Genomic DNA, 15,954 nt, shown 5'->3' on the forward strand with positions numbered 1-15,954 from the left:
TGGCTCCTCCCCCTGTGCGGCAGATGATACTCCCCCACCGTGCGATTATGGCCGCGTGGACGCGTCGGCGGAGGCGAACGGGCGCGTCGCCGCTGCCGAGCGGTCGTCGCGTCGCGGCGCCCTGACGCTGATGGGCGGCACGCTGGCGAGCCGGGTCACCGGCCTGGTCCGCAACTCGCTCCTCGCCCAGTTCTTCCCCACCGCCGCGGTCGACGCGTTCGTCACCGCCTTCAAGGTGCCGAACCTCTTCCGCGAGCTGCTCGCCGAAGGGGCCCTCATCAACTCGTTCGTGCCGGTGTACAAGCGGCTCGAGCCCGCGGACGCCAGGCGGCTCTCCGGCGCCCTGCTCTCGCTCCTCGCCCTGCTCAACGGCGCGCTGCTCCTGGCGGCGTACCTCGCGGCGCCCCTGCTGGCCCGGCTGCTGATCGCCGACGGCGGCCACGTCGACGTCGAGCTGACGACGCGGCTGATCCGGGTCGTCTTCCCGTTCCTGCCGGCCATCTCGCTCTCGGCCCTGGCGATGGGCCTGCTCAACGCCGAGGAGCGGTTCGCCGCGCCGGCCTGGGCGCCGGTCGCGCTGAACCTCGTCACGGCCGCGCTCATGGCCGCGTTCCCGGGCCAGGCCGTGACGCTGGCGCTCGCCCACGTCCTGGGGGCCGCCGCGCAGCTGGCGGTCCAGGTGCCGGCGCTGGCGCGCGCCGGGCTGCTGCCCCGCCCGCGGCTGCCCTGGCACCCGGCGCTCACCGGCGTCGCCGTACTGATGGTCCCCTTCGCGGTGACGACGAGCGGCAGGCAGGTCGTCAACGTCGTGGCCTCGAACGTCGTCACCGGCATCGACGCCGGCGCCCAGGGCGCCTTCTACCTGGCCGACCTGTTCCTCAGCCTCTGCCTCGGCCTGTTCGGGACCTCGCCGGCCCTGGCCTACTACTCCCGGCTCTCCGCCCATGCCGCGCGGGGCGACGACGCGTCCTTCGCCTCGTCCCTGGCGGAGGGGGCGCGGCTGATCGCCTTCCTCGCCGCGCCGGCCGGCGCCGCGCTGGCGGTGCTTGCGCCGCAGGTCGTCGACGTCGTCTACGGCTGGCGCTCGCTGCTGGGCCAGCCGCTGGACGCCGTCCTGCGCGCCTACACGGTGCAGGCGACCTCTCCCCTCGCCCTGGCCGTGTTCCCCCTCGCCGCCCACGCGCTGCTGGTCCGCACGTTCTACGTGCGGGGGCGCGTGGGTCCGCCCGTGGCGATCGCGCTGGCGTCGCTGACCCTCCAGGGCACCCTCTACTACGTCCTGGCCGGGCCGTTCGGGGTCGGCGGCGTGGCGGCCGCCGTGGCCGTGGCCGGCTGGGTGCAGCTGCTGCTCACGGCGGGGTTGGTGTCCCGCGCCGAGGGCTTCTCGCTGGCCGCGTTCGCGGGCCACGCCGCGCGCGCCCTGGCCGCCGCGGCGCTGGCGGCCGCCGCCTCGTACGGGGCGGTGCTGGCGCTGCCGGCGCCGCCCACCTGGGCCGGCAGCCTGCTGGAGCTCGTCGCCGGCGGGCTCGCCTTCGTCGCCGTCTACGCCGGCGCCGCGGCGCTGCTCGGCCTCCCCGAGCTGGCCGCCGTCAGGCGGTTGCTCAGGCGCTGAGGCCGGGTCCGGGGACGGCACGGCGGGCGGGCGGGATCGCTCGCCGGGGACGCCCGCGCCGCCGCCCATGGCCCACGGCGGCCCTCAGAGGACGCGCCGCGGTACCCTCACGGCGCCGTGAAGGCCACCGCCCAGTCGGAGCGGCGGGGCGCCGTCCAGGCGCCGGCCGACGTGTCGACGGGGAGCTCGTCGTAGGGCGCCGCCGCGTCGACGGCGAAGGCGCCGGCGCCTGCCGGCAGCGCGTCCAGGGGCACCGCGCCCGCGTCCTCCACGTAGACGACGCCGCTGCGCCCGTCCTCGGCCACGAGGGCGAGCCCGCCGCCCGGCAGGCGCGACGACGCGCTCGCCGCGGGCAGGCGGCCCTCCCAGAACCTGGCGAACGTCCTCAGCTGCTCGGGGTCGGGGACGGGCTCGTCGTTCAGCCCCCAGACGGCGCCCACCCCGCCGGCCAGCGCGAGCCGCCACAGCCCGCGGCGCAGGCCGTCCTCGTCCCACGGACCGTCGGAGGAGACGAGCAGGTCGGCCTCGAGGAGCAGCGGCCTGCCGCGGGCTCGCGCCAGCTCCGCCAGGGCGGTGCCGAACGTGTCGGTGACCAGGGCGTCCCCTTCGAGGTCGCGCGACACCAGGGCGAGCTTGTCGTCGCCGAGGTCGAAGGCGCGCGGACCGCTGCCCTCCTCGACCGCCGCCAGGAGGTGGGGAAGAGGCAGGAGCTCACCCAAGCGCGCGGCCCAGGCGCGCACGGCGTCCTCGTCGGACCACTCGTCGAGGTCGACCCCGTACGACATCGTCCAGTTCGGCAGCGGGCCCAGCCTGGCCGCGATGTAGCGCTGCAGCCTGTCGAAGGCCGCCCCGCCCTGGCCGCCGGGGTCCCCTGGGACCGTGGGGTCGGCGGGGATCCCGAGCGGCGAGAGCCGGCGCGTCTCGTCTCCCCACTGCCAGAGGTGCAGGAAGAGCCCGTGACGGTGCGCGACGGCGGCCAGCGTCTCGAGGACGCGGAAGGTGCGCGGGTCTGGCTGCACCGAGCCGAGCAGGTCCGAGCGCCGCGTGCCCAGCGAGAACCACTCGTGGGCCACGACGACGTGGACGGCGTCGAAGCCCAGGCGCGCGGCGGCGGCCACGCGCTCCTCGAGGACGGCGGCGAGGCGGTCCTCGTCGCGCGGCAGGTCGCCGAGGTCCTCGAGCGGCCCTCCCGGTCCCGAGAGGACGTTGTAGGTCGTCGGCGCCAGGTCACCCGCGGCGGTGGTGAGCAGGAAGCGCCCGCCGCCCGCGACGAGCGGCCCGGCCAGCGCGGCGGGCGCGGCCGTGACCGCGCCGGAGCGTCCGTCCAAGCCGGGCACCTCGGAGGCCGTGTCGAAGCGCCACTCGCCGGCGCTGGTCGGGGTGAAGCGGAAGCGGTAGAGGGCCCTGCCGGACTCGCCGCCCGCGTAGAACGCCTGGACCCGGTAGGCGTCCCCCGTGGCGTCGTTCGTGAACGTCGCCTCGGCCACGGCGTCGTACGGGTCACCGCGCGGCGCTGGCACCGCGACCTCGAGGTCGAGGGTCTCGTTCACGCGCACGGTGGGAGGCGCGGGCGGCGCGCCCTCGCCGAGCCTGACGACGGGGAACGGTCCCCTCCAGGGGGCGGCCTCCGGCGGCGTGGGCGCCGGCGCCAGCGCGCCGGCCGCCGCCAGGACGGCCAGGGCCGCGGCGTACGCGTACTCGACGAGCGAGGCGCGCCGCCCCGGCCCGCGGCTCACACGCGCCTGAACACCAGGCAGGCGTTCTGCCCGCCGAAGGCGAAGTTCGTCGAGATCGCGACGTCCACCTGCTGCCGGCGGGCCACGTTCGGCACGTAGTCGAGGTCGAGCTCGGGGTCGGGGTCGATGTAGTTGCGGGTCGGCGGCAGGACCCCGCAGTAGATCGCCTGCACCGTGGCGATGGCCTCGACGCCGCCGGCGGCGCCGAGCATGTGGCCCGTCATCGACTTCGTGCTGCTCACCGGCGGCACCGGCCCATGGCCCTCCCACACGGCCTTGAACGCCTGGGTCTCGGCCAGGTCGTTGGCCGGGGTGCTCGTGCCGTGCGCGTTGATGTAGCCCACGTCCTCCGGGCCGATGCCGGCGTCGCGCAGCGCCCAGCGCACGGCCCTGGCGGCGCCGGTGCCGCCGGGGGCGGGCGCCGTGATGTGGTGGGCGTCGGCGCTGGTGGCGTAGCCGACGATCTCGGCGTAGATGCGCGCGCCGCGGCTCACGGCCCGCTCGTACTCCTCGAGGATCAGGATGCCGGCCCCCTCGCCCGCGACGAAGCCGTCGCGCGAGGCGGTGAAGGGCCGGCTCGCCGTCTCGGGGGAGTCGTTGCGCGTCGAGAGCGCCTTCATGACCGCGAAGCCGCCGATGCCCATGGGCGTGACGCAGGCCTCGGTGCCGCCGGCGAACACGATGTCGGCGTCGCCGCGCTGGATCATCCGGTACGCGTCGCCGATGTTGCCGGAGCCGGTGGCGCAGGCCGTGACGACCGTGGAGCTGGGCCCGGTCAGCCCGTAGCGCATGGCCACGTGACCGCTGGCCATGTTCGCGATCAGCATGGGGATGAAGAACGGGCTCATGCGCATGACGCCGCGCTCGTGCACGACCGCCGACTGCGCCTCCCAGGTCTCGAGCCCGCCGATGCCGGACCCGATGCAGGTGCCCGCGTGCTCGCCCGCGACGTCGTCCTCGCTGAGGCCGGCGTCCTCGAGGGCCAGCGCGGCGCCGATGAGCGCGAGCTGCACGAAGCGGTCGAGCTTCCTGGCCTCGCGCCGCTCGATGTAGGCCGACACGTCGACGTCCACCTCCCCGGCGATCTGGACGCTCAGGTCGGAGGCGTCGAAGCGCGTGATGCGGCGGATGCCGTTCCTGGCCTCGTGCTGGCCGGCGAGGAACTCGGCGGCGCCGACCCCTATCGGTGTTACGGGGCCGACCCCGGTGACGACGACACGTCTCATGTCGGGTGTAAGGGTACTAGACCGGACCCCTCCGGGCTGTACCCGGGCCGTCTACCTTACTGCTTCTCGGCGATGAACTTGACGGCGTCTCCGACGGTGCGGATGCCCTCGGCTTCCTCGTCCGAGATCTCCACGCCGAACTCGTCCTCCAGGCCCATGATCAGCTCGACGACGTCGAGCGAGTCGGCGCCGAGGTCCTCCTGGAAGCGGGACTCCGTCGTGACCTCGCTGGCGTCGGCGTCAAGCTTGTCGGCGATGATGTCTCGGATCTTCTCGAGGATCTCTTGCTCGTCCACTGTGCCCTTCCTCCTGAGCCCATCCTAGTGGCGCACGTCGGGAGGCCTGCCAGGTCCTGACGGACTCTCCCCATGGCGCCGCCACACGGACGACCTGGTGGGCGGCGGCCCGCATGCGCGTGGGGCCTTTCAAGGCCCCCGAATCATTACGGCATGACCATGCCACCGTCAACAGCCAGGGTCTGGCCGTTGACGTAGCCAGCCTCCCGGCTGACGAGGTACGCCACGGCGTGCGCCACGTCGCGAGGCGAGCCGAAGCGCCCCGCGGGGATCTCCTGCAGGTAGCGCTGCCTCAGCTCCTCGGGCAGCGCGTCCGTCATGTCCGACTCGATGAAGCCCGGCGCGACGGCGTTCACGGTCACGCCGCGTCCGCCGTACTCCCGGGCCAGCGCCTTAGTCAGGCCGATGAGGCCCGCCTTCGCCGCGACGTAGTTCGCCTGTCCGACGTTGCCGCGCAGCGCGACGACCGAGCTGACGTTCACGATGCGCCCCGCCTCGCTCCTCAGCAGGTGCCTGAGCGCGGCGCGCGAGAGGTAGAAGGCCGCCGAGAGGTCGGTGTCGATGACGCTGCGCCAGTCGTCGTCCTTCATGCGCAGCGCCAGCCCGTCGCGCGTGATGCCGGCGTTGTTCACGAGGACGTCGAGGCCGCCGAAGCGCTCGGACACCTCCCTCACCAGCGCGGCGCAGGCATCGGGGTCGGCGACGTCGGCCCCGAAGGCGGCGGCCTCGCCGCCCGCGGCCTGGAGCCGGGCGACGAGCTCCTCGGCCGGCCCCGCCGAGCTGGCGTAGTGCACGGCCACGCGGTAGCCGCGCTCGCCCAGGTAGGCGGCGGTCTCGCGGCCGATGCCGCGGCTCGAGCCCGTGACGAGAACGACGCGACCGTCACCCTGCATGCGCGCCCACCACCTCCTCGAGGCCCGCGGGGTCCGTCACCGACGCGGCCCAGGCGCCGGGCAGCGTGCGCCGCACCAGGCCCGCGAGCACCTCGCCGGAGCCGAACTCCACGAACCTCGCGCCCTCGCCGGCCGTGGCGGAAAGCCACCTGAGCGTCTCGACCCACCTCACGCTGCGCGTCACCTGGTCGGTGAGCATACGCGGCGCCTCGGCGGCCGAGGGGAGGGGCCGCGCCGTGACGTTGCAGACGACCGGGAAGGCCGGTTCGCGGAACGCCACCGCGGCCAGGTCGGCCGCCAGCCGCTCGGCGGCCGGCGCCATCAGGCTGCAGTGGAACGGCGCCGAGACCGGCAGGGGCACGGCGCGGGCGCCCTTGCCCTTGAGGAGCGCCGCGGCGGCGTCGACGGCGGCGGCCTCGCCCGAGATCACCGTCTGGCCCGGAGAGTTGTAGTTCGCGACCTCCACGACCCCGGCGGCGCTCGCCTCGCGCAGCGCCTCCTCGACGACGCCGGCCTCGACCTTGAGGACGGCCGCCATGGCGCCCTCGCCCGGCGGCACCGCCTCCTGCATGTAGGTCCCGCGGGCGCGCACGAGCCTCACGGCGTCGGCGAGGTCGAGGCTGCCCGCCGCCACCAGCGCCGTGTACTCGCCCAGGCTGTGGCCGGCCGCGTAGGCGGGTCGCTCGCCGCCCGCCTCCAGGTAGGCGGCGTAGGCTGCCGCGCCGGCGGCCACGAGGGCCGGCTGCTGGTTGGCCGTGAGCCTGAGGTCGTCCTCCGGCCCCTCCCACATCAGGTCGAGCAGGCCGGGTAGCGCGGCGTCGGCGGCGTCGAGGACCTCCCGCGCCGCCGGCGACGTCTCGTAGAGCTCGCGACCCATGCCGACGCGCTGCGACCCCTGGCCGGGGAAGAGCGCGACGACGGGGCTCACGCCGCCGCGGGCGCCCAGGTGACGACCGAGGAGGCCCAGGTCAGGCCGGCGCCGAACGACACGAGTAGCAGGTGGTCCCCCGCCGCCACGCGGCCCTCGTCGTGGGCGTGGAGCAGGGCGAGCGGGATGCTGGCCGTGGAGTTGTTGCCGTACTCGTCGACGGTGACGATCACGCGCTCGCGATCGAGGCCGAGGCGCTCGCGCGCGGCGTCGATGATGCGCAGGTTCGCCTGGTGCGGGACGAAGAGGCTGATGTCGGCGGGCTGCAGTCCGGCCTTCTCGATCGCCTCGAAGGTCGACGTCGTCATGACCCTGACCGCGAACTTGAAGACCTCGCGGCCGTTCATGTAGACGTGCTCTGACAGCGGCTCGCCGCCGGGCAGGCAGCGCCCGACGGACCGCTTGTGCAGGTGCACGCTGCCCGAGCCGTCCGCGCCCATGACCATCGACCTGATGCCGTACTCGTCCGGCACGGCCTCGACGACGGCGGCGCCCGCCCCGTCGCCGAAGAGCACGGCCGTGGAGCGGTCGTTCCAGTCGACGATCTTCGTCAGCGCCTCGCTGCCTATCGTGAGCACGCGCCGGCACTGGCCGGACTCGACGAGGCCGCGGGCCACGCCCAGGCCGTAGAGCCAGCCGGGGCAGGCCGCCAGCAGGTCGAACGCGCCGGCCGCCAGCTTGAAGCGGTCCTGGACCAGCGCGGCCGTGGCGGGGAACAGCGCGTCGGGCGTGTTCGTGGCGACGATGACCATGTCGACGCCGGCGAGGGCGTCGTCGCCGTGGCGGGCGAGCAGGTCCTCGACCGCCCTGAAGGCCAGGTCGCTGGTGTACTCCTCCTCGCCGGCCACGTGCCGGCGCTTGATGCCCGTCCGCGAGGTGATCCACTCGTCGGACGTGTCCATCATCCGCTCGAGGTCGTGGTTCGAGAGGACGTGCGGCGGGGCGTAGGCGCCGAGGAGCGTGATGCCGGCCCTCGTACCCTCGCGCCCGTTGGCGCCTGGGACGGCTATGACGCTAGGCCTCCGCGAAGACCTGACGGCCGTCGTAGTAGCCGCACTCGGGGCAGACGACGTGCGGCGGCCGCAGCTCCTTGCACTGGGGGCAGGCGACGAGCGTCGGCTCCTTCAGCGCGTGGTGGCTGCGGCGGGCGTCGCGGCTGGCGCGCGACGTGCGCTTCTTGGGTACTGGGTGCTTCGCCATCTCTGTTGACTCTCCTAAGCGGGGCCCGTGAGAGGCCCATCGGTTAGCTTACGACTCTCGCTCGAGGTCGCGCAGCGCCTCGGCCAGGCCCTTGATCCGCACGGCGCCGTTTAGGCCCTCCACGTCCGGCGGCCTGTCGTCGGCCAGCTCGGGATGCTCGTTGAGGTTCACGCCGTCGAGGTTGAGGCCGCGGCAGTCCTCGCGGCACAGCGCCGTGAGGGGGACCTCGATCGCGATGAGCTCGGTCAGCAGGGGGGCGAAGTCGACCTCGGGCCGCCCGAAGACGAGCAGCTCCTCCTCTTCCTCCTCGAGCTCCTCGAGCCGCAGCGGCCGGTCGGAGGGGCGGTAGGACATGGGGAAGACGAACTCCGCCTCGACCTCCACGGCCACGTCGGTGAGGCAGCGCCGGCACTCGAGCACCGCCGTCGCGCTGACATCGCCGTCGGCGACGAAGTCGTCGTCGCCGCCCGTGTTCACCACCCGCACCTGCCAGGCGATGGGCCCGGCCAGCCTGAGGCCGTCGGCCTCGAGCAGCTCCTGCGCGGGCTCGAGCAGGCCCTCGGCTTCTACCTCTAGTTCGCTTCCGGGAGCGTGGTGAAGCAGGGAGGCTAGGTTTAGTGTCGCATCCCTGCGAGACTGCATCTCGCTAGAGTATAGGTCGGGTCGGATACAAGTCAACAAGACGCGATGCCGTGCGGGCTGGTCGTGCGCCTCGCCCCGCCGCGCTCCCGGGGGGCGCGTACTATCGCGTCGAGCGAGCCGCGGCGGCCGCGGGCGCCGCTCCGGAAGGAGAGGGCAGCAGGGTGCTCACCGTCGTCATCCCCGTGAGGGGCGGTCCGGAGCTGCTGGCCGAGCAGCTCGAGGCACTGGCCGGACAGTCCTCCGAGGAGCCCTGGGAGGTGGTCGTCGCCGACGACTCGGACCCGGGGGACGCCAGGGTCGCGGAGGTGGTCGCGAGGTTCGAGGGCAGGCTGCCCGGCCTGCGCCGCGTGCCGGCCGGCGCGCAGGGGGCCGCGCACGCCCGCAACGTGGGGGCGTCCGCCGCCTCCGGCGACAAGCTCGCCTTCCTCGACGCCGACGACGTCGCCGCCCCCGGCTGGGTGGCGGCGATGGCGGACGCCCTGGACCGCCACGCCGTCGTCGCCTCGCGCTGGGAGTTCGAGCGCCTCAACTCCCCCGAGGTGCTGGCCGGGCGCGCGCCGGCGCAGGTGAACGGTCCGCAGCGCTTCAAGCGGCCGCCGTTCCTCGACCACGCCGGCGGCTGCGGCCTGGGGGTGCGCCGCGCCGCGTTCGAGGCCGTTGGGGGCTTCGACGAGAGCTGGGCCCTACTCGAGGACACCGACCTCACCTGGCGGCTGCAGCTCGCCGGCCACGACCTGGGGTTCGCGCCGGACGCCGTCGTCCACGTCCGCTTCCGCTCCTCCGGCCTGGCCAGCTTCAAGCAGGCCTACGGCTTCGGCTTCCACAACGTCAGGCTCTACAAGGAGTACCTGCCGCGCGGCATGCGGCGCATCCGCCCGAGCGAGTCGCTGGCGCGCCTGTGGGGCCTCGTGCGCATGCTGCCCGAGCTCTTCTCCCGCGAGACCAGGCCGCGGTACCTGCGGACGCTCGGCCACCGGCTCGGCCGCCTGGCGGGCTCCCTGCGCTACGGGGTGTGGGGCGTGTGAGGCGCTCGCCGGTCGCGCGGGCGGCGAGGCGGGCGCGCGCGGCGGTGTTGACGCCCCTGTTCGGCGCCGTGGTCGGCGTCGCCACCGACGAGCCCTGCGTCGCCCTCACCTTCGACGACGGGCCGCACCCGCGCTGGACGCCCGCCCTCCTCGAGGTGCTGGCGCGCCACGGGGCGAGGGCCACGCACTTCTTCGTCGGGGAGGCGGCGGAGCGGCACCCCGACCTCGCGGCGGCGGTCGTGGGCGCCGGCGACGCCGTCGGCTCGCACACCTACTCTCACCCCTCGCTCGTGCGCCTGCCGCCCGCCGCGGCGGCGCGCGAGGTCGCCGCGGGCCACGCCGCGGTGGGGGGCCTGGCCGCCCCGCTCTTCCGTCCTCCTTACGGGCACTACGACCTCGACGTCGCCCGCGCCGTCTGGCGAGCGGGCCTCACCTGCGTGGCCTGGACCGCCCACGTCGAGGACTGGCTGCCGCTGGGCGAGGACGAGCTGGCCCGCCGCCTCCGGGCGGCGCTGCGTCCGGGGGCGATCGTGCTGCTGCACGAGGCGCTCCACACCAACGGGCCCGCCGACGAGCGCGACAGGTCCGCGCTGCTCGCGGCCCTCGACCGCGCGCTGGCCGAGCGGGAGGGCGAGCTCAGGTTCGTGACGGTGCCGGAGCTGTTCGCGCTGGGGCGCCCAGTGAGGGAGCTGATAGAGCGTCGCGGCGACGACGCCTTCGTGGCCGCCCAGGCGCGCGCCGCGGGGTAGGCTCCTTGCCGATGTTCGAGGTCGTGCCCTGCGTCGACGTCAGGCGCGGCCGGGCCGTGCGCCTCTACGAGGGCGACCCGGAGCGGGAGACCGTCTACCACGCTCACCCGCTCGAGGCCGGCGCGCGCTTCGCCGCGCTCGGGGCCGCGCGCCTCCACGTGGTGGACCTCGACGCCGCGCTCGGCGACGGCGAGAACCTGTCCGCGATCGAGAGGCTGTGCCGCGGCGTGCCCTCGAGCGTGCAGGTCGCCGGCGGCGTGAGGAGCCTGGAGGACGCCGCGCGGCGGCTCGACTTCGCGTCCGCCGTCGTCGTCGGCACGGCCGCGGTGACGCAGCCCGAGCTCGTGGAGTCGCTGCTGGCGCGGTTCGGCCCCGAGAGGGTGATCGTGTCGGTGGACGCCGCCGGCGGCGAGGTCGTCGTGCGCGGCTGGACCACCGGCGGCGGCGTGAGCGCCGCCGCGCTGGCCCGCGACATGGAGGCCAGGGGCGTGAGGCGGCTGATCTTCACCGACACGACGCGCGACGGCACGCTGCGGGGCGTCGACCCCGCGCCCGTGGCGGCGGTGCGGGAGGCCTTCGGCGGGACCCTGCACGCCGGCGGCGGCGTGGCCTCCGACGCCGACCTCGACCTCTACGAGCGCCTGGGCCTTGACGGCGCGATCGTGGGTCGCGCCCTCTACGAGGGGAAGGTCAGCTATCCCAGAACTGCCTGAGGTGGAGACCGTGCGGCGTGAGCTCGAGCCCTGGCTCATCGGGCGCGAGGTCGCGGCGGCCGAGCTGCTGGCGCCGCCGGGGCCGAAGTACGCCGGGCTCGAGCGGGCGTCCGGTCAGCGCGTGCTGGCGGTGGGGCGAAGGGGCAAGTTCCTCATCGCGCCGCTCTCGGGGAACGACGAGCTGGTGATGCACCTGGGCATGACGGGCTCACTGGGGCCCGAGGAGCCGGCCGACCACGTGCGCGTGCGGCTGCACCTGCTGGGCGACGGCCCGCCGACGATCTACTTCAGGGACCCGCGCCGCTTCGGCCGCTTCCTAGTCGTGCCCGCCGGCGACTACGCCGCCCTGCCCACGCTGCGCGACCTCGGCCCCGAGCCCTTCGACCCGTCCCTGACGGCCGAGGGCTTCGCCGCGAACCTGCGGCGCTCCGCCACGGCCGTGAAGGCCTACCTGCTGAGCCAGCGGCCCGTGGCCGGCGTGGGGAACATCTACGCCGACGAGGCGTTGTGGCGCGCCCGGATCAACCCGCTCACGCCGGCGGACGCGGTGAGCCTCGACCAGGCGGCGGACCTGCTCGCCGCGCTGCGCGCCGTGCTGGCGGAGAGCATCGCCGCGAACGGCACGACCCTGCGCGACTACCGCCGCGTGGGCGGCGAGGCCGGGTCGTTCTACGAGCGGCTCGCGGTGTACGGCAAGGCCGGCGAGCCCTGCCCGCGCTGCGGCGCCGTGATGGTCAGGAGCGTCGTCGGCGGACGCGGGACCGTCCACTGCCCCGTCTGCCAGCCGGCCCCGCGGAGGGCCCGCCGCCGCGGCGCGCGCGCCGCCTGAGACCCGTCGGGCGGCCGGTTCAAGGATTCTGTAGGATTCAAGGGTGCGGTCGAGCGAGGGGCGCCGAGGCGAGCGCGCGGTCGTCGTGACCGGCGCATCGAGCGGCATCGGCAAGGCGATCGCCCTTCACCTGGCCCAGCGAGGCTTCCTCGTGTTCGCCGGCGTGCGCAGGCCGGAGGACGAGGCGGCGCTCACGTCGGCGGCGGGCGCGGACGGCGCGCTCGTCAGGCCGGTGACCCTCGACGTCACGGTCGAGGAGCAGGTCTGCGCCGTCGCCGAGACCGTGGGGGAGCACGGCACGCCGCTCGCCGGGGTCGTGAGCAACGCCGGCATCGCCGTGGCCGCCCCCATGGAGTTCGTTCCCCTCGAGGACCTCAGGCGCCAGTTCGAGGTCAACGTGGTCGGCGCCGTGGCCACGATCCAGGCCCTGATGCCCCAGGTGAGGGCGTCGCGCGGACGCCTGGTCATGATCGGCTCGATCTCCGGCCTCGTCTCCTCGCGCGTGCTGGGCGCCTACGCCGCCTCGAAGTTCGCGCTCGAGGCCATCTCCGACGCGCTCCGCCGCGAGCTCGCCGACTGGGGCATACCGGTCTCGGTGGTCGAGCCCGGCCGCATCGCGACGCCCATCTGGTCGAAGTCGGTGGGCGACGCCCTCGAGCGGCTCGAGCGCATGCCTCCCGAGGCCCTGCGGTACTACGAGGGCATGATCGACGAGGTGAGGGAGGGGGCCAAGCAGGCCGAGGTCAACGGCACGCCGGCCGCGGCGGTCGCCCGCGCGGTCTACCGCGCCCTCACGGACCGCCGGCCGCGCACGCGCTACTTCGTCGGCCTCGACGCGCACATCGTCAACGCCCTCAGGCGCGTGCTCACCGACCCGATGTTCGACAGGCTCATCAGGGCCACGCGGCGCTGAAGGGGGGATGAAGGCCGCGGCGCCCCCGGACGGCGGCGCGCGCGGCGCGGGTGATATCGTTCCAGGACGCGTTCGACGTGGGCGAGACAGCACGCTCGCGCACGGAGTGACTTGCCGAAGAGGTGGAGCGATGCGGAGAACCGTGACGTTGCTGCTGACCGCGCTGGCCGCCGCACTCCTGGGCGCGGCGTACGCCCAGACGGGCTGGACCTGCCCGGAGGGCTTCGAGGGCCAGACCCTCTCCGTCTACAACTGGAGCACGTACATCGCCGAGGACACGATCTCGAACTTCGAGGAGCTCTGCGGCGTGACCGTGATCTACGACACCTACCCCACCGACGACGACATGCTCGTGCGCCTGCGCCAGGGCAACCCCGGCTTCGACGTCGTCGTGCCGTCCGACGTCGTGGCCACGCTGATGATCTCCGAGGGCCTGCTCGAGGAGCTCGACCACGACGCCATCCCGAACCTCGCGAACGTCGACCCCAAGTTCCTCGACCTGCCCTTCGACCCGGGCAACCGCTACACGGTCCCGTACCAGTGGGGCACGACGGGCATCGGCTACAACGCCGAGCGCGTGGGCGAGGTCACGAGCTGGGAGGACATGTTCTCCCACGACGGCCCCGTGGCCTGGCTCGCCGACACCACGCAGATGCTCGGCGTGGCGCTGATCATGACCGGGCACGACCCCAACAGCTCCGACCCCGAGGAGATCGAGGAGGCCAAGCGGTTCCTCATCGACAACGGCGACAACGTCGTCTACATAGCCGCCGACGACGGCCAGGAGATGCTGGCGCGCGGCGAGGTCGACATGGTCGTCGAGTACTCGGGCGACGTCTTCCAGGTCATGGACGAGTGCGAGTGCGACACCTACGGCTACGTGATCCCCGCGGAGGGGACGAACTTCTGGGTCGACAACCTGGCGATCCCGCGCGGCGCCCCGAACAAGGCCCTCGCCGAGGTGTTCATCGACTACGTCCTCGACCCCCAGGTCGGGGCCGACATCTCGAACTACACCGCCTACGGCACGCCGAACCGGGCCGCCCTCGACCAGGGGCTCATCGACGAGGAGCTCGTCGCCGACCCGGGCATCTACCCCAGCGCCGAGACCCAGGAGCGGCTCTTCTTCGCCGTGCAGGACGAGGAGCGCGAGGCGCTGCTGAACGAGGCCTGGGACGAGATCCGCATCCTCGTCGGCCAGTAGGGGGCCGGGCAGGGCCTTGACCGAGAGCGCCACCACGCGGCCGGCGGCTCCCGCCACCACGGGGGCGCCGGCCGTGCGGCTCCAGGGGCTGGTCAAGGAGTTCGGGGAGCGCAGGTCCGGCCAGCGCGTCCGCGCCGTCGACGGCGTCAGCCTCGACGTCGGCGAGGGCGAGTTCTTCGCCCTGCTGGGGCCCTCCGGCTGCGGCAAGACGACGACGCTGCGCATGATTGCCGGGTTCATCCGTCCGGACGAGGGTCGAATCGAGCTCGACGGCGACAGGATCGACACCAAACCGACCCACCAGCGCGGGACGGCGATGGTCTTCCAGAACTATGCGCTGTTCCCCCACATGACCGTTTTCGACAACGTCGCGTTCGGGCTGCGGATGCGCAAAGTCGAACGCGACGAGATCAGGCGCCGGGTTACCGACGCGCTGAGCCTTATGCGGCTGGTCGAACTGGCTGAACGGTATCCACGTGAGCTGTCCGGCGGCCAGCAGCAGCGTGTGGCGCTGGCGCGTGCGATTGTGCTCAATCCCAAGGTTCTCCTCCTGGACGAACCGCTGAGCAATCTCGACGCAAAGCTGCGCAAGGAGCTGCGCAAGGAGATACTGGACCTCCACCGCCTGGCCAACATCACCACGATCTTCGTAACCCACGACCTGGAGGAGGCATTCTCTCTGTCCGACGTGGTTGCGGTAATGAATGCCGGCAGGATCGAGCAGGTCGGTGCACCGATCGATATCTACCATCACCCCAAGACCACTTTCGTGGCGAATTTTATCGGCTATTCGAACATCTTCGAACGCAACCGTCCGTTCGGAGACGCCGCCGATGCGGTCCGCATCGGCGAAGGCGAGGCTACGCCAAGTTCAGGGCGCTTTGCGGTTCCAGCACAGTCGGTTCACGTGTCGACAACGCCGTTGCACACAGACACCGCGCTGAAGGGAACGATCTCGCAGATCATGTTTCTCGGCGCCCGCATGCAGATCACGGTCGATGCCGGAGGACAGACCATACAGGCGGAACTGCCGGTCAATCCGACGGTTCATGCGCTCGGAAAGGGAGCGGAAGTCTTTCTCGGCTGGAACGCCGACGAGATCGTGCCGCTGCCGGAGGAACAGTGACCAGCCGGCAGTTTGCGGACGCAGGCGCTTACCATTGAGCGACGACCGCCAAGGGAGGATGGGGCTTGAACGACAAACGCGCAATCACGCCTTGGCTGTTGAGCCTGCCAGCGCTCATCTTGCTCGCGGTGCTCTTCATGCTGCCGGTGCTTCGCCTGATGGTGCTGAGCCTGTTCATCGAAACCCCTGACGGCTATCGTTTCACCCTGCACAACTACGTGGTCTTCTTCACCGACCCGTATACGCTGAAGCAGCTCTGGGTGACTTGCAAGATCAGCTTCATCACGACGTTCATTTCGCTCGTGCTGGCATTTCCGGTGGCGCTCTACATGCGGCAGCTGCCGCCACGCACGCGTGGCCTTTTGGCGTTTCTGGTGCTGTCGCCGCTGCTCACCAGCGTTGTGGTGCGCACGCTGGCATGGGTTTACCTGCTGGGCTCGAAAGGCGTCCTCAACACGTTTCTCGGCCAGCTCGGTCTGCCGCCAGTTCAACTCATCTACAATGAGAGCGGCGTGGTCATCGGCCTGGTCCACGTGCTTTTCGGCTACATGATCCTGTCGCTGATGACTTCGGTCCTGAAGATCGACGACAACCTGCTCTATGCGGCAGCCAATCTGGGCGCCAGCAAGCTGGTCATCTTCTGGAAGATCATTCTGCCGCTCAGCCTGCCGGGCATACTTGCCGGCTTCGTGCTGGTTTTCACGATGAGCGCGAGCACCTACGCGACGTCGGCGATGTTGGGCGGGTCGCGTACGCGTCTCCTGGCGCCGGAGGTCTACAATCTGGCGGTCAATCGTCTCGCCTGGGACGAGGCTTCGACTGCCGCCACGATTCTATTCGTGATGATCGCCGTGGTCGTGGT

The 15,954-nt window shown here is 72.7% G+C and carries 17 protein-coding genes; 9 read left to right on the top strand and 8 right to left on the bottom strand.

What is annotated here, in order from left to right; all coding sequences use genetic code 11:
- Positions 1-55: 55 nt before the first annotated feature.
- Positions 56-1,612 carry a murein biosynthesis integral membrane protein MurJ gene (gene murJ / locus VF202_06980; protein ID HEX7039833.1) on the top strand — a complete coding sequence of 519 codons (1,557 nt, stop codon included), beginning with the start codon at positions 56-58 and terminating at the stop codon, positions 1,610-1,612.
- 107 nt (positions 1,613-1,719) lie between these two features.
- Here murJ and VF202_06985 read toward each other — a convergent pair whose 3' ends face one another.
- The 8 genes from VF202_06985 to VF202_07020 form a co-directional block, all read right to left on the bottom strand.
- Positions 1,720-3,348 (bottom strand): DUF5060 domain-containing protein, encoded by a 1,629-nt coding sequence (locus VF202_06985; GenBank protein HEX7039834.1) that lies wholly within the window; start codon positions 3,346-3,348, stop codon positions 1,720-1,722.
- Positions 3,345-4,574, bottom strand: coding sequence for a beta-ketoacyl-ACP synthase II (gene fabF, locus VF202_06990; GenBank protein ID HEX7039835.1), 1,230 nt, complete (start codon positions 4,572-4,574; stop codon positions 3,345-3,347). The genes VF202_06985 and fabF overlap by 4 nt, the downstream gene beginning before the upstream one ends.
- A 56-nt stretch (positions 4,575-4,630) precedes the next feature.
- Entirely contained in the window at positions 4,631-4,870 is a 240-nt protein-coding gene (gene acpP, locus VF202_06995) for an acyl carrier protein (GenBank protein HEX7039836.1), read from the bottom strand.
- A 146-nt stretch (positions 4,871-5,016) separates the two neighbouring features.
- Positions 5,017-5,763 (bottom strand): 3-oxoacyl-[acyl-carrier-protein] reductase, encoded by a 747-nt coding sequence (gene fabG, locus VF202_07000; protein HEX7039837.1) that lies wholly within the window; start codon positions 5,761-5,763, stop codon positions 5,017-5,019.
- A complete protein-coding gene (fabD, locus tag VF202_07005) occupies positions 5,753-6,691 on the bottom strand; it encodes an ACP S-malonyltransferase (protein HEX7039838.1) in 939 nt (312 codons plus the stop codon). Before fabD ends, fabG begins: the two co-directional genes overlap by 11 nt.
- Entirely contained in the window at positions 6,688-7,701 is a 1,014-nt protein-coding gene (locus VF202_07010) for a beta-ketoacyl-ACP synthase III (protein HEX7039839.1), read from the bottom strand. Before VF202_07010 ends, fabD begins: the two co-directional genes overlap by 4 nt.
- 4 nt (positions 7,702-7,705) lie before the next feature.
- On the bottom strand, positions 7,706-7,891 hold the full coding sequence (rpmF, locus tag VF202_07015; GenBank protein ID HEX7039840.1) for a 50S ribosomal protein L32: 186 nt from the start codon (positions 7,889-7,891) through the stop codon (positions 7,706-7,708).
- Positions 7,892-7,939: 48 nt separating this feature from the next.
- Entirely contained in the window at positions 7,940-8,533 is a 594-nt protein-coding gene (locus VF202_07020) for a DUF177 domain-containing protein (GenBank protein HEX7039841.1), read from the bottom strand.
- Between the two features lie 161 nt (positions 8,534-8,694).
- On the opposite strand from VF202_07020, the gene VF202_07025 reads away from it, so the two are divergent.
- The 8 genes from VF202_07025 to VF202_07060 all read left to right on the top strand — a co-directional run.
- Positions 8,695-9,558: a glycosyltransferase family A protein gene (locus tag VF202_07025; GenBank protein ID HEX7039842.1), complete on the top strand. Its 864-nt coding sequence runs from the start codon at positions 8,695-8,697 to the stop codon at positions 9,556-9,558.
- A 44-nt stretch (positions 9,559-9,602) separates the two neighbouring features.
- On the top strand, positions 9,603-10,307 hold the full coding sequence (locus VF202_07030) for a polysaccharide deacetylase family protein (protein HEX7039843.1): 705 nt from the start codon (positions 9,603-9,605) through the stop codon (positions 10,305-10,307).
- Positions 10,308-10,318: 11 nt separating this feature from the next.
- Entirely contained in the window at positions 10,319-11,020 is a 702-nt protein-coding gene (locus tag VF202_07035; GenBank protein HEX7039844.1) for a 1-(5-phosphoribosyl)-5-[(5-phosphoribosylamino)methylideneamino] imidazole-4-carboxamide isomerase, read from the top strand.
- A 10-nt stretch (positions 11,021-11,030) separates the two neighbouring features.
- Positions 11,031-11,849: a bifunctional DNA-formamidopyrimidine glycosylase/DNA-(apurinic or apyrimidinic site) lyase gene (gene mutM / locus VF202_07040; GenBank protein HEX7039845.1), complete on the top strand. Its 819-nt coding sequence runs from the start codon at positions 11,031-11,033 to the stop codon at positions 11,847-11,849.
- A gap of 43 nt (positions 11,850-11,892) precedes the next feature.
- Positions 11,893-12,762, top strand: coding sequence for an SDR family NAD(P)-dependent oxidoreductase (locus VF202_07045; protein HEX7039846.1), 870 nt, complete (start codon positions 11,893-11,895; stop codon positions 12,760-12,762).
- Positions 12,763-12,892: 130 nt separating this feature from the next.
- Positions 12,893-13,966 carry a spermidine/putrescine ABC transporter substrate-binding protein gene (locus VF202_07050; protein ID HEX7039847.1) on the top strand — a complete coding sequence of 358 codons (1,074 nt, stop codon included), beginning with the start codon at positions 12,893-12,895 and terminating at the stop codon, positions 13,964-13,966.
- Between the two features lie 16 nt (positions 13,967-13,982).
- On the top strand, positions 13,983-15,092 hold the full coding sequence (locus VF202_07055; GenBank protein HEX7039848.1) for an ABC transporter ATP-binding protein: 1,110 nt from the start codon (positions 13,983-13,985) through the stop codon (positions 15,090-15,092).
- 65 nt (positions 15,093-15,157) lie between these two features.
- The coding region (locus VF202_07060; GenBank protein HEX7039849.1) for an ABC transporter permease at positions 15,158-15,954 on the top strand (797 nt) is incomplete at its 3' end.

It is taken from the genome of Trueperaceae bacterium, assembly GCA_036381035.1.
Taxonomy (GTDB): Bacteria; Deinococcota; Deinococci; order Deinococcales; family Trueperaceae; genus DASRWD01.